Here is an 18,174-nt window from a genome sequence, read left to right as displayed (position 1 = left end):
TCTGGTCAGGTGGTCCACTTCTGGAAGAGCGCTACTGGTCCACATCTAGAAGAGCGCTGACACTCACCGACATCGGTGAGAAAGCCCCACTCAGTGGCTGTGGGCCGCACTCCGAGTCCGGGCGAGAGGCGCAGAGCTGGGTTCAGTCGGTGCCGAACTCCATGGCCGCCCGGTCGAGCGCTTCCTGCTCCGGATCCGGTCCGGCTCCCCGGGCGATCGCCTTCGACGAGCCCGGTTCGAGCCCGCCGACGAGCTCCGCGGTCGCGCCACCGACGATGCCCTGGGCGGCGTACTGCTCGAGCCGAGCCCGGGAGTCGGCGATGTCCAGGTTGCGCATGGTGAGCTGACCGATCCGCTCCAGCGGACCGAACGGGGCATCGGCCACCCGCTCCATCGAGAGCCGGTCCGGGTGGTAGCTCAGCGAGGGACCGGAGGTGTTCAGCAGCGAGTAGTCCTCGCCGCGCCGCAGCTTCAGGGTGACCTCGCCGGTGACGGCCGAGCCCACCCACCGCTGCAGGGACTCCCGCAGCATCAGCGACTGGGGGTCCAGCCAGCGGCCCTCGTACATCAGCCGGCCGAGCCGGCGACCCTCGGCGTGGTAGTTGGCGATCGTGTCCTCGTTGTGGATCGCCGACAGCAGCCGCTCGTACGCGATGTGCAGCAGCGCCATCCCCGGGGCCTCGTAGAGACCGCGGGACTTGGCCTCGATGATCCGGTTCTCGATCTGGTCGCTCACGCCGAGCCCGTGCCGGCCACCGACGGCGTTGGCCTCCAGCACCAGCGCGACGGGGGAGGAGAAGGTCTGGCCGTTGATGGCCACCGGCCGCCCCTGGTCGAAGGCGATGGTGACGACCTCGGGAGCGATCTCCACGTCGTCGCGCCAGGACGCGACGCCCATGATCGGCTCGACGATCTCCACCCCGGTGTCGAGGTGCTCGAGCCGCTTCGCCTCGTGGGTGGCCCCCCAGATGTTGGCGTCGGTGCTGTACGCCTTCTCCTTCGACGCCCGGTACGGCAGGTCCCGCTCGGTCAACCAGGCCGACATCTCCGCCCGGCCGCCCAGCTCCTCGACGAAGTCCGCGTCGAGCCACGGCTTGTAGATCCGCAGCTGCGGGTTGGCCAGCAGACCGTAGCGGTAGAACCGCTCGATGTCGTTGCCCTTGTACGTGGACCCGTCGCCCCAGATGTCCACGCCGTCGTCCTTCATGGCCCGGACCAGCAGGGTGCCGGTGACGGCCCGGCCCAGCGGCGTGGTGTTGAAGTAGGTGCGACCGGCCGTGCGGATGTGGAACGCGCCGCACTGCAGCGCCACCAGACCCTCTTCGACCAGGGCCTCCTTGCAGTCGACCAGACGCGAGATCTCCGACCCGTACTGGTGCGCCCGCTCCGGGATGGTGTCGATGTCGTCCTCGTCGTACTGACCGAGGTCGGCGGTGTAGGTGCAGGGGATCGCGCCCTTCTCGCGCATCCAGGCGACCGCCACGGAGGTGTCGAGACCTCCGGAGAAGGCGATGCCGACGCGTTCGCCGACGGGGAGTGAGTTCAGGACCTTGGACACGAGATCGAAGCCTAGAACATATTCATGTCATATGTCGAATATTCATGCATTGACCCACGGGGTTCGCATCCCCGGTGACGTACGTCGGGGAAGAGCAGGCGGTCGCCCGTGCGATCGTCGTACCGCTGGGTAGTGGTCGACCGAGGAGGAAGGGCGTGAACGATGGCGATGCGTTGGCTGTTCGGCGACCAGCTGGGCCCGCACTACCTCGACGACACCGACCTCCCCGTGCTCGTGATCGAGTCGACCGGCGTGCTGCGGCGACGCGCGTTCCACCGGCAGAAGGCGCACCTGGTGTGGTCGGCGATGCGGCACCGGGCGGCCGAGCTGGGGAAGCGGTGCCGCTACGTCCGGTCGGAGAGCTACCGGGACGGACTGGCCGAGGTGGACGGACCGCTGGAGGTGATCCAGCCGACCTCGTGGGCCGCGCTGCACCTGGTCGACCGGCTGGCTGAGGCGCGGGAGATCGAGCGGTTGCCGGCCCGCGGCTTCAGCGCTGCCCGCGCCGAGTTCACCGCCTGGGCCGACGGCCGGGGTCGGAAGCGGCTGCTGATGGAGGACTTCTACCGCGACAACCGTCGCCGGATCGGCGTGCTGATGGACGGCGCCGAGCCGGTCGGCGGCCGCTGGAACTTCGACGCCGAGAACCGGGAGCCGCCACCGAAGGGCCGCGCGACCCTGGGGCTGTCGGAGCCCGTCTGGCCGACCGAGGACGACATCGACGCCGAGGTGCGCGACGACCTGGACCGGCTGGCGGCGGGCGGGGTCGAGTTCCTCGGCCAGGACGGACCGCGGCTGTTCGCGGCCACCCGCACGGAGGCGCTGGCGGCGCTGGCCGACTTCGTCGAGCACCGGCTGCCCGACTTCGGTCGCTACGAGGACGCGATCATGGCGCACGACCGCTGGATGGCGCACTCGCTGCTGTCGGTGCCGCTCAACCTGGGTCTGCTGGAGCCGGTCGAGGTGGTGCGCGCGGCGGAGACCGCGTACCACGACGGTGCCGCGCCGTTGGCGGCCGTCGAGGGGTTCGTCCGGCAGGTGATCGGCTGGCGGGACTACATCTGGCACCTCTACTGGCACCTCGGCGAGGACTACCGCAGCCACAACGAGCTCGACCAGCGGCGCTCGATCGACGACTGGTTCGCCGCGCTGGATCCCGAGGGGACCGACGCCGCCTGCGTACGGTCGGCGCTCACGTCGGTCCGGGAGACCGGTTGGACGCACCACATCCCGCGGCTGATGGTGCTCGGCAACTACGCCCTGCAGCACCGCTGGAAGCCCCAGCAGGTGACCGACTGGTTCCACCGCGCGTTCCTCGACGGCTACGACTGGGTGATGGTGCCCAACGTGGTGGGGATGAGCCAGCACGCGGACGGCGGGATCCTGGCCACCAAGCCCTACACGTCCGGCGGCGCCTACATCGACAAGATGAGCGACCACTGCGGTGGCTGCCGGTTCGATCCGAAGAAGCGGGTGGGCGACGACGCCTGCCCCTTCACCGGCGGCTACTGGCGCTTCCTGCACCGGCACCGCGAGCAGTTCGCGGCCAACCCGAGGATGGGTCAGATGGTCCGGGGGCTGGACCGGCTCAAGGACCTGGACCAGGTGCTCGCCGAAGAGCCGTGAACCCGCCGGGGCGTCAGATCCGGTGGCGGCCCGGACCGCCACCGGATCTGACCACTCGGGTCGGTCGAGGCTCAGGCGTCGATGCTCGACATGTCCGGGTAGCGCTCGCCCTGCACGGCGTCGACCGGCACGGCGTCGGCGAGGGCGACGAGATCCTGCTCGGTCAGGCGTACGGCGGCGGCGCCGACGTTCTCCTCGAGGTAGCGGACCCGCTTGGTGCCGGGGATCGGGACGACGTCGTCGCCCTGGGCCAGCACCCAGGCCAGAGCGAGCTGGCCGGCGGTGACGCCCTTGGCGGCGGCGAGCTCGCGGACGGCCCCGACCAGGGCCAGGTTGGCGGCCAGGGCGTCGCCGGTGAAGCGGGGGTTGTGGCGGCGGAAGTCGTCGGCCGCCAGGTCGTCGGCCGAGGTGATGGTCCCGGTCAGGAAGCCTCGCCCGAGCGGGGAGTAGGGCACCAGGCCGATGCCCAGCTCGCGCAGCAGCGGCAGGATCTCGTGCTCCACGTGCCGCGTCCACAGCGAGTACTCGGTCTGCAGGGCGGTGATCGGGTGCACGGCATGGGCCCGCCGGATGGTGTCGGCCGACGCCTCGCTCAGCCCGAGGAAGCGGACCTTGCCGGCGGTGACCAGCTCGGCCATCGCCCCGACGGTCTCCTCGATCGGCACCGTCTTGTCGACCCGGTGCTGGTAGTAGAGGTCGATGTGGTCGAGACCCAGCCGCTGCAGGCTGGCGTCGCAAGCCCGGCGGACGTACGCGGGACTGCCGTCGATGCCCCGGAAGCTGGAGTCCTCGGGATCGCGGACGTTGCCGAACTTGGTGGCCAGCACGACCCGGTCGCGACGGTCGGCGACGGCCCGGCCGACCAGCACCTCGTTGGTGAACGGCCCGTACATGTCGGCGGTGTCGAGCAGTGTCACGCCGAGGTCGAGGGCACGGTGGATGGTGGCGACGGCCGCGGACTCGTCGGTGCTGCCGTAGAACTCCGACATGCCCATGCAGCCGAGCCCGAGAGCAGACACCTCCAGGCCGTGGTCGCCGGTGCCGAGGGTGCGACGGGGGAGGGTGGGCTGGTCGGTCGTCTCATCAGTGGTGGTCATGAGATCACTCTTCGCCTTCGAGTGCGCTCGAAGTCAACCCCCGACCGCGGTGGGGAGCGTGCGCCGTTCGAGCCGGTCCTCGTAGATGCCGATCTTGCGGTTGATGGCACCCAGGTGGTCGGTGACCCGGGCCAGGTCCGCCAGCACCCGGTCCCGGTGCGCGAGCAGCAGCTCGAGGCGTTCGTGCTCGTTCCCGTCGCCCTGACGACACAGCTCCGCGTACGCCCGGATGGTCCGGATCGGCATCCCTGTGGCGCGTAAGCGGGTGATCATGGTGATCCAGGCCAGGTCGACGTCGCGGTAACGCCGGACACCCGTGCTGGTCCGCGCGGGCGGGGTGAGCAACAGGCCGTCACGCTCGTAGTAGCGCAGGGCGTGGGTGGTCAGCCCGGTTGCCGCGGCAGCCTCGGCGATGGTGACGGACTGGTCGCTGGCGTCCATCGCCCCAGTGTGCCTCTTCGAGTGCACTCGAAGGTCCCTCAGGGCTGGCGGTGGCTTCGCTCGTACGCCTCGATCTGACTGCGCAGATCGCGGACGGCGGTCTCGGTGGCCCGTTCCGGATCGTCCTCGGCCGGGCGCAGGCTGGCTCCGTCGACGAGCAGCAGGTAGTAGCCGTACGCGGTCAGGCCGAGGACGAGCACACCGAACAGGACGAGCCCGATGGAGGTGAGGGTGGTGGGTCCCACAGCACCTCCCACGCAGCAGCCGGAACGGGACTGGGACTAGAGCTGCAGCCCCGGGTACAGAGGATTCGCGTCCAGCAGCTCGGCGGATGCGGCCTTGGTGGCCGCGGCGAGACCGTCGGTCAGGGTGTACTTGGCCTTGCCCGGCTGGCCGCTGGACGCAGTCACCGGGGTGGTGCCCTTGAGCACGGTGACGATCAGGTCGGCGACCGTGTCGAACTCGTCGGCGCCGAAGCCGCGGGTGGTCAGCGCGGGGGTGCCGATCCGGACGCCGGAGGTGTACCAGGCGCCGTTCGGGTCGTTGGGCACGGCGTTCCGGTTGGTCACGATGCCGGCGTCGAGCAGCGCGGACTCGGCCTGCCGCCCGGTCAGCCCGTAGCCGGTCACGTCGATCAGCACCAGGTGGTTGTCGGTGCCGTCGGTGACCAGCTTCGCGCCCCGCTGCTTGAGGCTGTCGGCCAGCGACTGCGCGTTGTCGGCAACCGCCTGCGCGTAGGTGCGGAAGGCGGGCGTCCGGGCTTCGGCGAACGCGACGGCCTTGGCCGCCATCACGTGACCGAGGGGCCCGCCGAGCACCAGGGGGCAGCCGCGGTCGACGCTCGACGCGTACTCCTCCGTGGCCAGCACCAGACCGCCGCGCGGTCCGCGCAGCGACTTGTGCGTGGTCGAGGTGACGATGTGGGCGTGTGGCACCGGGTCCTCGTTGCCGGTGAACACCTTGCCGGCCACCAGTCCCGCGAAGTGGGCCATGTCGACCATCAGCGTGGCACCGACCTCGTCGGCGATCTCCCGCATCTTGGCGAAGTCGATCCGGCGCGGGTACGCGGAGTAGCCGGCGATCAGGATCAAGGGCTTGAACTCCCGGGCCGCCGCGGCGACCTGGTCGTAGTCGAGCAGCTGGGTCGTCGGGTCGGTGCCGTACGAGCGCTGGGCGAACATCTTGCCGGAGATGTTGGGGCGGAAGCCGTGGGTCAGGTGACCACCGGAGTCGAGGCTCATGCCCAGCGCACGCTGGTTGCCGAACTTGTGGCGCAGCGTCTCCCACTGCTCGTCGGTCAGGTCGTTGACGTTCTTCGCACCCAGCTCGGCCAGCTCGGGTGACTCGACCCGGTGCGCCAGGATCGACCAGAAGGCGACCAGGTTGGCGTCGATGCCGGAGTGCGGCTGCGCGTACGCGTACTCGGCCCCGAACAGCTCGCGGGCGTGCTCGGCAGCCAGCGACTCGACGGTGTCGATGTTCTGGCAGCCGGCGTAGAAGCGGTGCCCGACGGTGCCCTCGGCGTACTTGTCGCTCAACCAGGTGCCCATGGTCAGCAGCACGGCCGGCGAGGCGTAGTTCTCCGAGGCGATCAGCTTCAGCGAGCTCCGCTGGTCGGCCAGCTCGGCGCGGGTGGCGTCGGCCACCCGGGGCTCGACGCTCTCGATGACGGCGAGGGCGGCCCGGTAGGCCTCCGAGGCGGTGGCGGCGACGTCGAACGAGGGGGCGTCGGTGGTGGCTGGTGCAAGCAGGTCGGTCACCGGGCGGAGTTTACCCGCGCCGGGTGACCGACTCGACCTCGATCTTCTGGAGCAGAACCCACGTCAGAGGTGGATAGCGGTGCAGAAGTCGGGGTCAGCGGCGGCGGGCGATCTCGTAGAGGGCGATGCCGGCGGCCACCCCCGCGTTCAGGGACTCCATCGAGCCGCCCATCGGGATCGCGGCCACGGTGTCGCAGGTCTCCCGGACCAACCGGGACAGGCCGGCGCCCTCGCTCCCGACGACCAGCACGATCGGCCCGGACGCCTCCGCCACCTCCGCGATGTCGACGTCGCTCTCACCGTCGAGACCGACCAGGAACAGCCCCGCGTTGGCGTACGCCTTGAGGGTCCGGGTCAGATTGGTGGCCCGCGCGATCGGCACCTTGGCCGCGGCACCCGCCGAGGTCTTCCAGGCCGCGGCGGTCATCCCGGCCGAGCGACGCTCGGGGATCATCACCCCGTGGGCACCGAAGGCGACGGCGGAACGGATGATCGCGCCCAGGTTGCGTGGGTCGGTGATCGAGTCCAGGGCCACGATCAGCGGCGGGGTGTCGGACTCGATGGCCAGCCCGAGCAGGTCGTCGGGGTGGGCGTAGCTGAACTCCGGCAGCTGCAGGGCCACCCCCTGGTGCACGGCACCGCCGGTCAGCCGGTCCAGCTCGACCCGGGTCACCTCCAGCATGGGCAGGCTGCGGCCGGCCGCCAGCTTGAGTATGTCGCGCAGCCGGTCGTCGCGCTCGGCGCCTTCGGCCACGTACGCGGTCTTGGTCGGGATCTCCGCCTCGAGTGCCTCGAGCACGGAGTTGCGGCCGATCACCCACTCGGCGCCGACACCGGGCTTGCCGCTGCGGCGGCCCTCCCCGGGGCGTTGCCCGGTGCCGCTCCGTCGGTCAGCGGCCTTCTTCGCCCGGTACGCCGCGTGGTACGGCCGGTCCTCGGCCTTGGGGGTCGGGCCCCTGCCCTCCAGCCCGCGGCGGACCCGCCCGCCGGACCCTGCGGTGTTGCCCTTGCCGCCCTTGCGGACGGCGCCCTTGCGTTGGCTGTTGCCTACCATGTCCTTCTTCTACCTGCTCGTTCGTGCTCGGGGCGTGCGGTCGGTGATCGGCCGTGCGGTCAGTGCTCGGCCAGGGACCAGCGAGGTCCGGTCGGGGTGTCGGTGATGGCGATGCCCAGGTCCTTGAGGGCGTCGCGCAGGGCGTCCGCGGCGGCGAAGTCGCGCCGCTCCCGGGCCGCCGCCCGCTGCTCCAACAGGGTCTGGACCAGGCCGTCGACCACTCTGACCAGCCGGGCGTCGTCGCCGCCGCGCTGCCAGATCGGGTCGGCGGCGTCCAGCCCGAGGACTCCGAGCATCCCCAGCACCTCGGCCAGCCGGGCGGTCGCCGTCGCGTGGTCGTCGCCGGCCAGCGCGGTGTTGCCGTCCCGGACCGCCTGGTAGAGCACCGCCACGGCGCCCGGGGTGCCGAGATCGTCGTCCATCGCCGCCGCGAACGCCTCCGGCACCACGCCGTCCGGCCGCGCCCCCAGCTCCAGCGCCCGGTCCACGAAGCTGTCGATCCGGGCCAGCGCCGCGGTCGCCTCGTCCAGCGACGTGTCGGAGAACTCGATGGCGGACCGGTAGTGCGGCTGGGCCAGGTAGAACCGCACCGCCCGGGCCGGGTACCGCTCCACGACCTCCCGGACCAGGGCGCCGTTCCCCAGCGACTTGCTCATCTTCTCCCCGGCCGCGGTCACCCAGGCGTTGTGCATCCAGAAGCGGGCGAAGCGCTGCCCGGCCGCCGTCGACTGGGCCAGCTCGTTCTCGTGGTGCGGGAACCGCAGGTCCAGACCGCCGCCGTGGATGTCGAACTCGTCGCCGAGGTACTTCCCGGCCATGGCCGAGCACTCCAGGTGCCAGCCCGGCCGGCCGCGGCCCCACGGGGTGGGCCAGGACGCGGTGGTCGGCTCGGTGGGTTTGTGGCCCTTCCACAGAGCGAAGTCCCGGGGGTCGCGCTTGCCGCGCGGGTCGGCGTCACCGGCCGGTTCCATGTCGTCGATCCGCTGCCGGGAGAGCGTCCCGTACGCCGGCCAGGACCGCACGTCGAAGTAGACGTCGCCCGAGCCGTCCTCGGCCACGTACGCGTGACCGCGCTCGATCAGCACCTCGATCAGCTCGAGCATCTCGGGCACGTGGCCGGTGGCGCGGGGCTCGTAGGTGGGTGGCAGGCAGCCCAGAGCGGCGTACGCGTCGTGCAGCTCGCGCTCGAACCGGTACGCGTGGGCGAACCACGGGACACCGGCCTCGGCCGACTTGGTCAGGATCTTGTCGTCGATGTCGGTCACGTTGGCGATCACCGTCACCCGCAGGCCCCGCCAGGTCAGCCACCGGCGCAGGACGTCGAAGACGACCTCCTTGCGGATGTGGCCCACGTGCGGCGAGGCCTGCACGGTCAGACCGCAGTGGTAGATGGAGACCTCGCCGGGGACCAGCGGTGCGAAGTCGCGGACCTCACGGGTCGCGGTGTCGTACAGGCGAAGGCTCACCGGGGCAGCCTACCGAGCAGCGACCATCCGCCGCATGACCTCGAGTCCGGCCCGCAGCGCCTTGCGGTCGCGCGCCGACAGCATCTCCAGCATCGGCTCGATGTTCGTGCCGAGCTGAGCGCGGATCTCGACCAGCCGCTGCCGACCCCGCTCGGTCAGGTCGATCAGCCAGGCCCGAGCGTCGGTGGGGTCCGTCGAGCGCTCGACCAGACCCGCCGCCTCGAGCCGCTTGACGTGGTTGGTGATGGTCGGCTGCGACGACCGCTCCTGGATCGCCAGGTCGCTGATCCGGCAGGGGCCGTTGTCCGAGATCCGGGCCATCACCCGGGCCGCGGCCAGGCTCACCTCCAGGCCGTCGGTGGGCACCCGGCGCACCACCGCGGCGGCGGTGCTGACCAGGATCTCGCCCAGCTCGTGCAGGTCCTCGCTCACGCTGGTCACAGTAGCGGTCAGCGTCGGAGGGCGGCGACGACGAGCCGAGCCAGCTCCGCGTACGCCTGCGCGTCGTCCAGCGCGGTCGCCCGACCGATCTCCCCGGAGGTGATGCGGCGCATGGTGGCCGTCACCACCTCGCCGACGAACACCGCCGACACGTTGCGGAAGGCTCCGGCCCGGATGCCCTCGTCGATCAGCACGCGGACCCGGTCGGCGGCGGCGACGGCGTTCTGCTCGTACAGCTCGCGGGTGGTCGCGGTGCGAGCCAGGTCGCGGCGGAACTGGGGGCCGGCCGGCCGCAAGGCCTCCGCCACGGCCTCCAGGTAGCGCGTCAGCCGCGTGGCGGGGGAGCGGGTGCGCGCGATCGCGGCCTCGACCTGCTCGGTGGACCGTCGGAAGAAGGACCGGACAGTCCGCACCGCGAGCTGCTCCTTGCTGTCGGCCAGTGCGTAGAGCGTCCGCTTCGAGCAGCCCAGCCGCGAGGCTAGGTCGTCCAGGGTGAGATGGACGAATCCTTCGGCCAGGAACAGGTCCACCAGCTCGTCGACGAGCTGGCGCTGGCGGGTGGTGAGCTGCTCGGTCAGAGCTGAGGTGGATTCCATGGCGGTACCAACGTACCTTTGACAGTACCGGTCTGGGACACGTCCCGGCTGTTGATCATGGAGGAGGTCGCCGTGGGGGTGGACCGCGTGCTGCCGACCGCCGAGGGGGCCGAGCTGGTCGCCCTGGTGCGCGAGATCGCTACGGAGGAGCTGGCTCCGCGGGCCGCGGCCGCGGAGGCCGCCGGGGAGTTCCCGCGCGACGCCTTCGCCCTGCTCGGTCAGGCCGGGGTGCTCGGTCTGCCCTACCCCGAGGAGGTCGGCGGGGCGGGCCAGCCGTACGAGGTGTACCTGCAGGCGCTGGAGGAGATCGCAGCGGCCTGGATGAGCGTCGGGGTCGGGGTCGCCGTGCACGTGCTCAGCTGTCACGCCCTGCACCGGTTCGGCACCGCCGAGCAGCACGCCGAGCTGCTGGCCCCGCTGCTGGCGGGGGACCTCCTCGGGGCGTACGCGCTGTCGGAAGCCCAGGCCGGCTCCGACATCACCGGCATCAGCACCCGGGCCAAGGTGGCCGACGAGGGGTACTCGCTGAGCGGCGCCAAGGCCTGGATCACGCACGGGTCGCGGGCCGACTCGTACACGACGTTCGCCCGGACCAGTGACGACCGGACCAAGGGTCTGAGCTGCTTCGTGGTGCCCGCCGACGCCCCCGGCCTGAGCTTCGGCCAGCCGGAGCGGAAGATGGGGTTGACCGGCTCGACCACCACCGCGCTCTACCTCGATGCCGTCGGTGTCGAGGAGCGCCGGCGGGTGGGGGCCGAGGGCCAGGGGATGGCGATCGCCCTGGACGCGCTGGACTCCGGTCGGTTGGGCATCGCCGCCTGCGCCACCGGACTGGCCCAGGCCGCGCTCGACGCGGCCGTGGAGCACGCCAAGGAGCGGCAGCAGTTCGGCACGGCGATCGCGGAGTTCCAGGGGATCCAGTTCCTGCTGGCCGACATGGCCGCCGGTGTCGACGTGGCTCGGGCGGCGTACCTGATGGCGGCACGGAAAGCCGACGCCGGTCGTCCGTTCACCCGCGACGCCGCGGTGGCCAAGCTCGTCGCCACCGACACCGCCATGAGGGTCACCACCGACGCGGTCCAGGTCCTCGGCGGCTACGGCTACACCCGCGACTACCCCGCCGAGCGCTACATGCGCGAGGCGAAGGTGACGCAGATCTTCGAGGGCACCAACCAGATCCAGAAGCTGGTGATCGCCCGCCAGCTGCTGCGCTGACGGAGCGACGAGGGGGATGAGGGTTGCCCTGTCGGTACACCTCAGACCAGGGACTCCCTTCCCGCATCCGGTCGGAGTTGACTGAGCCGGAGTCAACCGCCGAACGTGAAGGAGTTCCACCGATGCGTGGAGTCGTGATGCATGCCCCCGGTGACGTCCGGGTCGAGGACCTGCCCGAGCCGACCCTGCAGCAGCCGACCGACGCGATCATCCGGCTCGCCGCCGCCTGCATCTGCGGGTCGGACCTGTGGCCGTACCGGGGCGCCGACACGATCACCGAACCCAAGCCGATGGGGCACGAGTACGTCGGGGTGGTCGAGCAGGTCGGTGCCGACGTCACCGAGATCAAGGTCGGCGACTTCGTGGTCGGGTCGTTCTTCGCCTCCGACAACACCTGCGAGATCTGTCGGGCCGGCTACCAGACCAGCTGCCTGCACCGGGACTTCCCGGGGCCCTCGCAAGCACAGCTGATGCGGGTCCCGTTGGCCGACGGCACCCTGGTCGCCACGCCCGGTGTCCCCGACGACGACCTGATCCCCTCACTGCTCGCTGCGTCCGACGTGCTGGGGACCGGCTGGTTCGGCGCCGTCGCGGCCGAGGCCGGACCGGGCAAGACGGTGGCCGTGGTCGGCGACGGAGCGGTCGGGCTGATGGCGGTCCTCGCCGCCAAGGAGCTCGGTGCGGAGCGGATCATCGCCATGTCCCGGCACGCCGACCGGCAGGCGCTGGCCCGCGAGCTCGGTGCCACCGACATCGTGACCGAGCGGGGCGAGGCCGGCGTCGCCCGGGTGAAGGAGCTGACCGACGGGCTCGGCGCGCACTCGGTGGTGGAGGCGGTCGGCACCCAGGAGTCGATGCTCCAGGCCATCGGTGCCACCCGACCGGGTGGGCACGTCGGGTTCGTCGGCGTCCTGCACGACGTCGCCATCGCCGGCGACGACATCTTCATGACCCACGTGCACGTCCACGGCGGACCGGCCCCGGTGCGGCGCTTCCTGCCGGATCTGATCGACCGGATCTGGCAGCGCCGGATCGATCCGGGCAAGGTCTTCGACCTGACCCTGCCGCTCGAGCAGGCCGCCGAAGGCTACGTCGCCATGGACCAGCGAACGGCGACCAAGGTGCTGCTGCAGCCCTGACCGCCGGTACCGACCACCGATCCCGGCCCTTACTCAGCACGACGAACAGGAGCACCCGATGAAGATCACCCCCAGCGGTGGACAGACCGCTCGTGGACCCGCCGACTGGTTCACCGGCGACGTCCTCATCGACTACGTGCGGTCGCCGGACGAGCAGTCCGCCATCGGCTGCGCGCACGTCCGCTTCACGCCCGGAGCCCGGACCGCCTGGCACCGGCACCCCAAGGGCCAGACGCTGTACGTCACCGACGGCATCGGGCTGGTCTCCTACCGGGGCGGTGAGATCGTGGAGATCCGTCCCGGTGACGTCGTCTTCATCGAGCCCGGGGAGGAGCACTGGCACGGCGCCACCCCCGACCGCTTCATGTCGCACGTGGCGATGCAGGAGGCGGACGAGAACGGCGAGGTGGTGACCTGGCTCGACCACGTCACCGACGAGGAGTACGGCGCCTCGGCCTGACCGCTCGCGTCCGCCGGTCGCGGAGGCGGGCGGACCCGTCGGGGCGGGCGACGTTCAGCGGCGCCAGAAGAGGTGGTGCACGACGCCGCTGGTGCTCGGCACCGCCTCGTGGTGGAAGCGGTCCGCCAGCTCGTCGGGGCTCGCCCACAGCCGGCTGCCGGCCCCGAGCTCGCTCGGGTGCACCGCCACGTGCAGCGTGTCGACGAGGTCGGCGTCCAGGAAGGTGCGGATGGTCTGGGCGCCGCCGCCGAGGCGGACGTCCCGTCCCTCGGCGGCCGTGCGGGCCTGCGCGAGCACGTCGCCCTGGTCGCCACCGACGAAGTGGAAGGTCGTGTCGGACAGGCTGAACGACGGACGCGGGTGGTGGGTGAGGACGAACACCGGGGTGTGGAAGGGCGGCTCGTCCCCCCACCACCCCAGCCAGTCGTGGTCGACCCAGGGTCCGCGGCTCGGGGCGAACTTGTTGCGGCCCATGATCTCGGCACCGATGTTGTGGCTGAAGTCACGGGTGAAGTAGTCGTCCAGCCCGCGGCTGCCGCCGGCGTCGGTCCGGTTGGGCCAGCCGGCGGTGGCGCCCGCCCAGGCCATCAGCACCCGGGGATCGGCGTGACCGAACGGACGCTCCAGGGTCTGGTCGGCACCCGCTCCGTAGCCGTCGGCGGAGACGGTGAAGTTCTGAACCCGCAGCAGCTGGGTCATGTTCGCTCCTCGGTGAGTCGGTCCTCCGGGGTCAGCCGGTCGCTCCTCGGACGACATCCGCAGTATGACCCTGGCCGGGGACAGTGCTGCTCGGGCCGACCCGCGCCCGGCCGCCTACTCGCCGAAGACCGCGTCGTCACCGGACATGATCGCCAGCAGGCGACGGTGCGCCCGGGCTTCGACCGGCCTGTTGAGCCGCTCGCAGGTGCGGGCCATCAGCAACCGCGCGTACGGCTCGGTCGGGTCCTGCTCGAGCAGCACCACGCACTCGTCGTACGCCCTGGTCAGCCGGGCGGCGTGGAAGTGGCTCCGGGCCAGCAACAGCCGCGCGCTGACGTTGCCCGGGTCGTCCCCGAGGATCTCGGCCAGCAGCCGCGCCGCCCCGCGGTAGTCGCGTCCGGCGAAGCGCTCCTCCGCCATGGCCCACCGCAGCCCGTCCAGCTCGCTCATGACCCCTCCTTCACCCGTCCCAGCCGGAAACACGCCCCGGCCGAGGCCTATTCCGACGGCCGGCCGCGACGGGATCCGCCGGGGAGGTCCGCCAGACTGACCTCATGCAGCTCACCGACAGCGACGTCGTCCTGGTCACCGGCGGAGCCTCCGGGCTGGGGGCCGCCACGGTAGGGAGCGTGCTCGCCGCCGGCGCGCGGGTCGTCATCGTCGACCTGCCGGAGGCGGTCGCCGAGCTGGCGCCGCGCGACCGGGTGACCGCTCTCGGCGCGGACGTGCGCGACGAGGAGCAGGTGCAGGCGGCGGTCGACGCGGCCCAGGGCGCCGGTGTGCTCCGGGTGGTGGTCAACTGCGCCGGGGTGGCCACGCCGGGCCGGATCGTCGGCAAGCGGGGGACGCTGCCGTTGGCGGACTTCCGGCGGGTGATCGACATCAACCTGGTGGGCACCTTCAACGTGCTGCGGCTGGCCGCCACCGCCATGCTGGACAACGCGCCGGACGACGGCGACCGCGGGCTGGTCGTGATGACGGCGAGCGTGGCCGCGTACGACGGTCAGATCGGTCAGGCGGCGTACGCGGCCAGCAAGGGCGGGATCGCCGCCCTGACCATCGCGGCGGCCCGTGACCTGGCCGAGCGACGGATCCGGGTGATGACCATCGCCCCCGGGGTGATGGAGACGCCGATGATGGCGGGGCTGCCGGAGCAGGCCCGGACCACCCTCGAAGCGCTGGTGCCGCACCCGGCCCGGCTCGGTCGGCCGAGCGAGTACGCCTTGCTGGTCGACCAGCTGATCGCCAACCCGCTGCTGAACGGCGAGGTGATCCGCCTCGACGGGGCGCTCCGGATGCCTCCGCGCTGACGCCGCCCGGTCAGCGACGGATCAGCCGGACCAGGCTCCAGGACAGGGTGACTGCCCCGAGGGTGAGCAGGGCGGTGCGCAGCCCGTTGGCCTGGATCAGGCTGGTGATGGTGGCGGGGTCCTGCCCGATCCGGTCCAGCAGGTCGTGGCGGGGGATCGCCCACAGCACCGTGCCGAGCAGCGACCCGACCCCGCTGACCGCGACCACGGCGGCCGCCGCCCGGGGGACTCCCGCCGGCCGGGTCCAGGGGAACGCCGCGCAGGCCAGGAAGCCGACGAACCCGGGGATGATCACCACGCCCGGGATGGCGTCGTTGTAGGCCAGGTGGTAGCTCGGGAACTCCTCGGCGCTCACCGTGCGGTAGAGCGGGTAGGACACGCGTTGGGCCTGCCAGGCGATCCCGGTGGAGTAGGCGGTCAGGGCGGCCACGGCGGCCAGGTTCCACACCCGCCAGCCAGGCCTCGCGGTGCTGGTGGTCGACGGTGCGGAGCTGAGCTGGGTCATCGGGGGTCCTCTCGTGACAATATCGACTTGATCTATTCTCAATCGAATTGAGAGGTAGTCAAGTGAATTCGGACCGGCGGTCCTATCGCAGCGCCGCGCGGGCGCGGCAGGCCCGCGCCACCCGGGGCGAGATCCTGTCCTGTGCCGCGGACCTGTTCACCGAGCGGGGGTACGGCCGGACGAGCGTCGGCGACGTGGCCGCGCGGGCCGGCGTGACGGCCCAGACGGTCTACAACGCCGTCGGTTCCAAGGCGCAGCTGCTCAAGGCCGCCTACGACGTCACCCTGGCCGGCGACGACGAGCCGGTGCCGCTGGCCGAGCGACCGGAGGTCCGAGCCGCGTACGCCCTGGACGACGCCGCCGCGTTCCTGCACGCGTACGCCGTGCTCGGACGAGGCCTGCTGGAGCGGGTGGGCCCGTTGATGCTGCAGATCGCGGCGGGCGCCGCCGGCGGTGAGGCGGACCTCGTGGAGCACCAACGGATCACCGACGGCGAGCGGTTGGTCGGCACCGGGATGGTGGTCCGGCGGGTCGTCGAGCTGGGGAGCCTGCGGCCGGGCCTGGCTCCGGAGGAGGCCCGGGACCGGATCTGGACCCTCAACAGCGTGCAGGTGTGGGACCTGCTCACCCGGACGCGGGGCTGGAGCGGCGAGGCGTACGAGCGCTGGATCGGCACGGCGATGGCCGACGCCGTGCTGGAGCGGTCAGCCCCCTAGCGTCGGGCCGGCCGGAGCTGTCAGTCCCGCAGCGTCGGCTTGCTGGTCCGGGCGCGCAGGGCGGCGATGTCGAGATAGGCCGCGGCCGGTTCCTCGTCCTCGCTGGGTCCCTCGTCGCTGTCCTCCCACGGGTCGTACGGCTTCTCGTCGTCGCCGTCGGCGAAACCCATCGACGGGTCGTACGGGTTGGCCAGACCGGTCAGCGTCTCCTCGGTGCTGACCGCCACCGCCTCGTCGGGCAGCCGGTGGAGCACGGAGGAGATGTAGGACTGGGCGGCCTCGTTGGCGTCCACCTCCTGACCCGCGCGCTCGCTCAGGTACCAGCGGTGCTCCAGCACCTCGTGGTAGAGCTCGGCCGGCTCCAGCTTGCCGCGCATCTCCTGCGGCACCGAGTTGACCACGGGCTCGAAGCGCTCGGTCAGCCACTGGTGGGCGACGATCGCCTCGTCGGCGTTCTGCTGGTCGGTGCGGGCCCGGTAGTAGTCCAGGTCGTTGAGCAGCCGACGGGCCTGGTTCTCCTCGGTGTCCAGACCCGTGAGCCGCATCAGCCGGCGGGAGTGGTGACCTGCATCGACGACCTTCGGCTGGATCCGGATGGTCGAGCCGGCGAAGTCGGTGGTGATGTCGAGCTCGGCCACGTCGAAACCGAGGGCGTTCAGTCGCCGGACCCGCGACTCGATCCGGTGCATCTCGCTGCCGTCGAACTCCTCCACGCCGGTCAGCTCGCCCCACAGCTCGCGATAGCGGTTCTCGATCGCGTGGACCAGCTCGAGCGGGTCGAGGGAGGCGTCCAGCAGACCGCCCGCCTCGAGGTCGCAGAACTCGCCGAACAGGTTCGTGCGGGCGATGGTCAGGTCGTGCTCGCGCTGACCGTTGGTCAGCTCGTCGTGCAGCTCGCCGGTCTCGGCGTCCACCAGGTAGGCGGCATAGGAGCCGGCGTCGCGACGGAACAGCGTGTTGGACAGCGACACGTCGCCCCACAGGAAGCCGCTCAGGTGCAGCCGCGCCAGCAACACCACCATCGCGTCCAGCAGGCGGTTGACCGTGTCCTGACGGACACCGCGGGAGAACAGCGAGCGGTAGGGCAGGGAGAACTGCAGGTGCTTGGTGATCAGCGCCGGGTCGAGGGGTTCGCCATCGGCATCGAACCGGTTGAGGACCACGCCGTTCGCCTCCACCGAGGGGATGTCGATCCTCGTCAGATCCCGCAGCAGCCGGTACTCGTGCACCGCCAGGTGCTCCAGCACCTCCTTGACCGCGTACACCTCGGTGCCCACCCGGACGAACCGCACCACGTGGCGGGAGATGCCTCGTGGGAGGGCGACCAGCTTGTCGGCGGGCCACTCGGCGAGCGGAGTGTCCCAGGGCAGGGTGATGAGACGGGCGTCCGGCTGCGCTGACAAGAACCTCGGCACCCGGTCATCCTCGCACCGCCGCGGGGGCGGCGGCACCCGGTGTGGCAAGGATCCGGGCCGGTGTGAGCGGAGCCACGTCGGCCCGGGAACCCGAACGAGCCCCCCGCCGGGGCGGGGGGCTCGAACGTCGATCGGTGTGCGCGGGTGCGCCGGCGGTCAGGCCGACAGGCGAGCTCCGGTCTTGGGGGAGAACACGTGCACCCGGCTCGGGTCGATGCTCAGCCGCACGGCCGAACCGCGCTGCGGAGGCGTTCGCGACGAGATCCGCCCGGTGATCTGCTGGGCGGTGAGCCGCTCGTCCTCCGAGATGCCCGCGAGCGTCCCGTAGAGGTAGGCGTCCGCGCCGAGCTCCTCGACCACGGCGACGTCGATGCCGAGGCCGTCGCCGGAGTCGCTGAGGGAGAAGTTCTCCGGCCGGATCCCGACCACCAGGCTGCTCTCGTCACCGGCCTTGGTCAGCACGTCGCGGGGGACGGGCACTGTGTGGTCACCGACCTGCACGCCGCCGTCGATGACCTTGCCCTCGATCAGGTTCATGGCGGGCGAGCCGATGAAGCCGGCCACGAACAGGTTCCTGGGACGGTCGTAGAGGCTGAGCGGGGTGTCGCACTGCTGCAGGACGCCGTCCTTCATCACCGCGACCCGGTCGCCCATGGTCATGGCCTCGACCTGGTCG

20 protein-coding genes are annotated in these 18,174 nt (G+C 71.4%); 6 read left to right on the top strand and 14 right to left on the bottom strand.

Annotated elements, in window-relative coordinates:
• Window positions 1-142: 142 nt before the first annotated feature.
• Window positions 143-1,558, bottom strand: coding sequence for an argininosuccinate synthase (gene argG / locus ABD714_RS11470; RefSeq protein WP_344812485.1), 1,416 nt, complete (start codon window positions 1,556-1,558; stop codon window positions 143-145).
• 162 nt (window positions 1,559-1,720) lie between these two features.
• Between argG and ABD714_RS11465 the strand changes: the two genes are divergently transcribed.
• Window positions 1,721-3,184, top strand: a complete 1,464-nt coding sequence (locus tag ABD714_RS11465; protein WP_344812484.1) for a cryptochrome/photolyase family protein — start codon at window positions 1,721-1,723, stop codon at window positions 3,182-3,184.
• Window positions 3,185-3,255: 71 nt separating this feature from the next.
• On the opposite strand, the gene ABD714_RS11460 is transcribed toward ABD714_RS11465, so the two are convergent.
• The 8 genes from ABD714_RS11460 to ABD714_RS11425 all read right to left on the bottom strand — a co-directional run bounded on the left by ABD714_RS11460 (window position 3,256) and on the right by ABD714_RS11425 (window position 10,039).
• A complete protein-coding gene (locus tag ABD714_RS11460) occupies window positions 3,256-4,281 on the bottom strand; it encodes an aldo/keto reductase (RefSeq protein ID WP_344812483.1) in 1,026 nt (341 codons plus the stop codon).
• 33 nt (window positions 4,282-4,314) lie between these two features.
• Window positions 4,315-4,722, bottom strand: a complete 408-nt coding sequence (locus ABD714_RS11455; RefSeq protein WP_344812482.1) for a MerR family transcriptional regulator — start codon at window positions 4,720-4,722, stop codon at window positions 4,315-4,317.
• Between the two features lie 38 nt (window positions 4,723-4,760).
• Entirely contained in the window at window positions 4,761-4,967 is a 207-nt protein-coding gene (locus tag ABD714_RS11450) for a hypothetical protein (protein WP_344812481.1), read from the bottom strand.
• A 36-nt stretch (window positions 4,968-5,003) separates the two neighbouring features.
• Window positions 5,004-6,473: a glycine hydroxymethyltransferase gene (locus tag ABD714_RS11445; protein ID WP_425562386.1), complete on the bottom strand. Its 1,470-nt coding sequence runs from the start codon at window positions 6,471-6,473 to the stop codon at window positions 5,004-5,006.
• A 103-nt stretch (window positions 6,474-6,576) separates the two neighbouring features.
• Window positions 6,577-7,536 carry a 23S rRNA (guanosine(2251)-2'-O)-methyltransferase RlmB gene (gene rlmB / locus ABD714_RS11440; RefSeq protein ID WP_344812479.1) on the bottom strand — a complete coding sequence of 320 codons (960 nt, stop codon included), beginning with the start codon at window positions 7,534-7,536 and terminating at the stop codon, window positions 6,577-6,579.
• 59 nt (window positions 7,537-7,595) lie between these two features.
• Window positions 7,596-9,002, bottom strand: coding sequence for a cysteine--tRNA ligase (gene cysS, locus ABD714_RS11435; protein WP_344812478.1), 1,407 nt, complete (start codon window positions 9,000-9,002; stop codon window positions 7,596-7,598).
• 9 nt (window positions 9,003-9,011) lie between these two features.
• Window positions 9,012-9,434 carry a MarR family winged helix-turn-helix transcriptional regulator gene (locus ABD714_RS11430; RefSeq protein ID WP_344812476.1) on the bottom strand — a complete coding sequence of 141 codons (423 nt, stop codon included), beginning with the start codon at window positions 9,432-9,434 and terminating at the stop codon, window positions 9,012-9,014.
• 17 nt (window positions 9,435-9,451) lie between these two features.
• Complete coding sequence (locus tag ABD714_RS11425; protein WP_344812473.1) at window positions 9,452-10,039, bottom strand: TetR/AcrR family transcriptional regulator; 588 nt, start codon at window positions 10,037-10,039, stop codon at window positions 9,452-9,454.
• Between the two features lie 18 nt (window positions 10,040-10,057).
• Between ABD714_RS11425 and ABD714_RS11420 the strand changes: the two genes are divergently transcribed.
• The 3 genes from ABD714_RS11420 to ABD714_RS11410 all read left to right on the top strand — a co-directional run bounded on the left by ABD714_RS11420 (window position 10,058) and on the right by ABD714_RS11410 (window position 12,853).
• On the top strand, window positions 10,058-11,254 hold the full coding sequence (locus ABD714_RS11420; protein WP_425562385.1) for an acyl-CoA dehydrogenase family protein: 1,197 nt from the start codon (window positions 10,058-10,060) through the stop codon (window positions 11,252-11,254).
• A 122-nt stretch (window positions 11,255-11,376) separates the two neighbouring features.
• Window positions 11,377-12,393, top strand: coding sequence for a zinc-dependent alcohol dehydrogenase family protein (locus ABD714_RS11415; protein WP_344812472.1), 1,017 nt, complete (start codon window positions 11,377-11,379; stop codon window positions 12,391-12,393).
• A gap of 58 nt (window positions 12,394-12,451) precedes the next feature.
• Entirely contained in the window at window positions 12,452-12,853 is a 402-nt protein-coding gene (locus ABD714_RS11410; protein WP_344812470.1) for a (R)-mandelonitrile lyase, read from the top strand.
• 54 nt (window positions 12,854-12,907) lie between these two features.
• Here ABD714_RS11410 and ABD714_RS11405 read toward each other — a convergent pair whose 3' ends face one another.
• Window positions 12,908-13,552, bottom strand: a complete 645-nt coding sequence (locus ABD714_RS11405; RefSeq protein ID WP_344812468.1) for a dihydrofolate reductase family protein — start codon at window positions 13,550-13,552, stop codon at window positions 12,908-12,910.
• A 114-nt stretch (window positions 13,553-13,666) separates the two neighbouring features.
• A complete protein-coding gene (locus ABD714_RS11400; RefSeq protein WP_344812467.1) occupies window positions 13,667-14,002 on the bottom strand; it encodes a tetratricopeptide repeat protein in 336 nt (111 codons plus the stop codon).
• Between the two features lie 104 nt (window positions 14,003-14,106).
• Here ABD714_RS11400 and ABD714_RS11395 point away from each other — a divergent pair, with 104 nt between their 5' ends.
• The gene (locus tag ABD714_RS11395; RefSeq protein WP_344812466.1) at window positions 14,107-14,862 is read left to right on the top strand and encodes an SDR family NAD(P)-dependent oxidoreductase; all 756 of its coding nucleotides are present in this window, start codon (window positions 14,107-14,109) and stop codon (window positions 14,860-14,862) included.
• A gap of 10 nt (window positions 14,863-14,872) precedes the next feature.
• Here the strand turns inward: ABD714_RS11395 and ABD714_RS11390 are convergent, their stop codons facing one another.
• Window positions 14,873-15,367, bottom strand: a complete 495-nt coding sequence (locus ABD714_RS11390; protein ID WP_344812465.1) for a hypothetical protein — start codon at window positions 15,365-15,367, stop codon at window positions 14,873-14,875.
• A gap of 62 nt (window positions 15,368-15,429) precedes the next feature.
• Between ABD714_RS11390 and ABD714_RS11385 the strand changes: the two genes are divergently transcribed.
• Window positions 15,430-16,083, top strand: coding sequence for a helix-turn-helix domain-containing protein (locus ABD714_RS11385; RefSeq protein WP_344812464.1), 654 nt, complete (start codon window positions 15,430-15,432; stop codon window positions 16,081-16,083).
• Between the two features lie 20 nt (window positions 16,084-16,103).
• Here the strand turns inward: ABD714_RS11385 and ABD714_RS11380 are convergent, their stop codons facing one another.
• Window positions 16,104-17,498 (bottom strand): DUF4032 domain-containing protein, encoded by a 1,395-nt coding sequence (locus ABD714_RS11380; protein WP_344812463.1) that lies wholly within the window; start codon window positions 17,496-17,498, stop codon window positions 16,104-16,106.
• Between the two features lie 156 nt (window positions 17,499-17,654).
• The coding region (locus tag ABD714_RS11375; RefSeq protein ID WP_344812462.1) for a TOBE domain-containing protein at window positions 17,655-18,174 on the bottom strand (520 nt) is incomplete at its 5' end.

The organism is Microlunatus aurantiacus (assembly GCF_039536605.1).
Classification (GTDB): Bacteria; Actinomycetota; Actinomycetes; order Propionibacteriales; family Propionibacteriaceae; genus Microlunatus; species Microlunatus aurantiacus.
The sequence above is the reverse complement of the archived record's forward strand: the minus strand, read 5'-3'. Positions and strand labels throughout refer to the sequence as shown.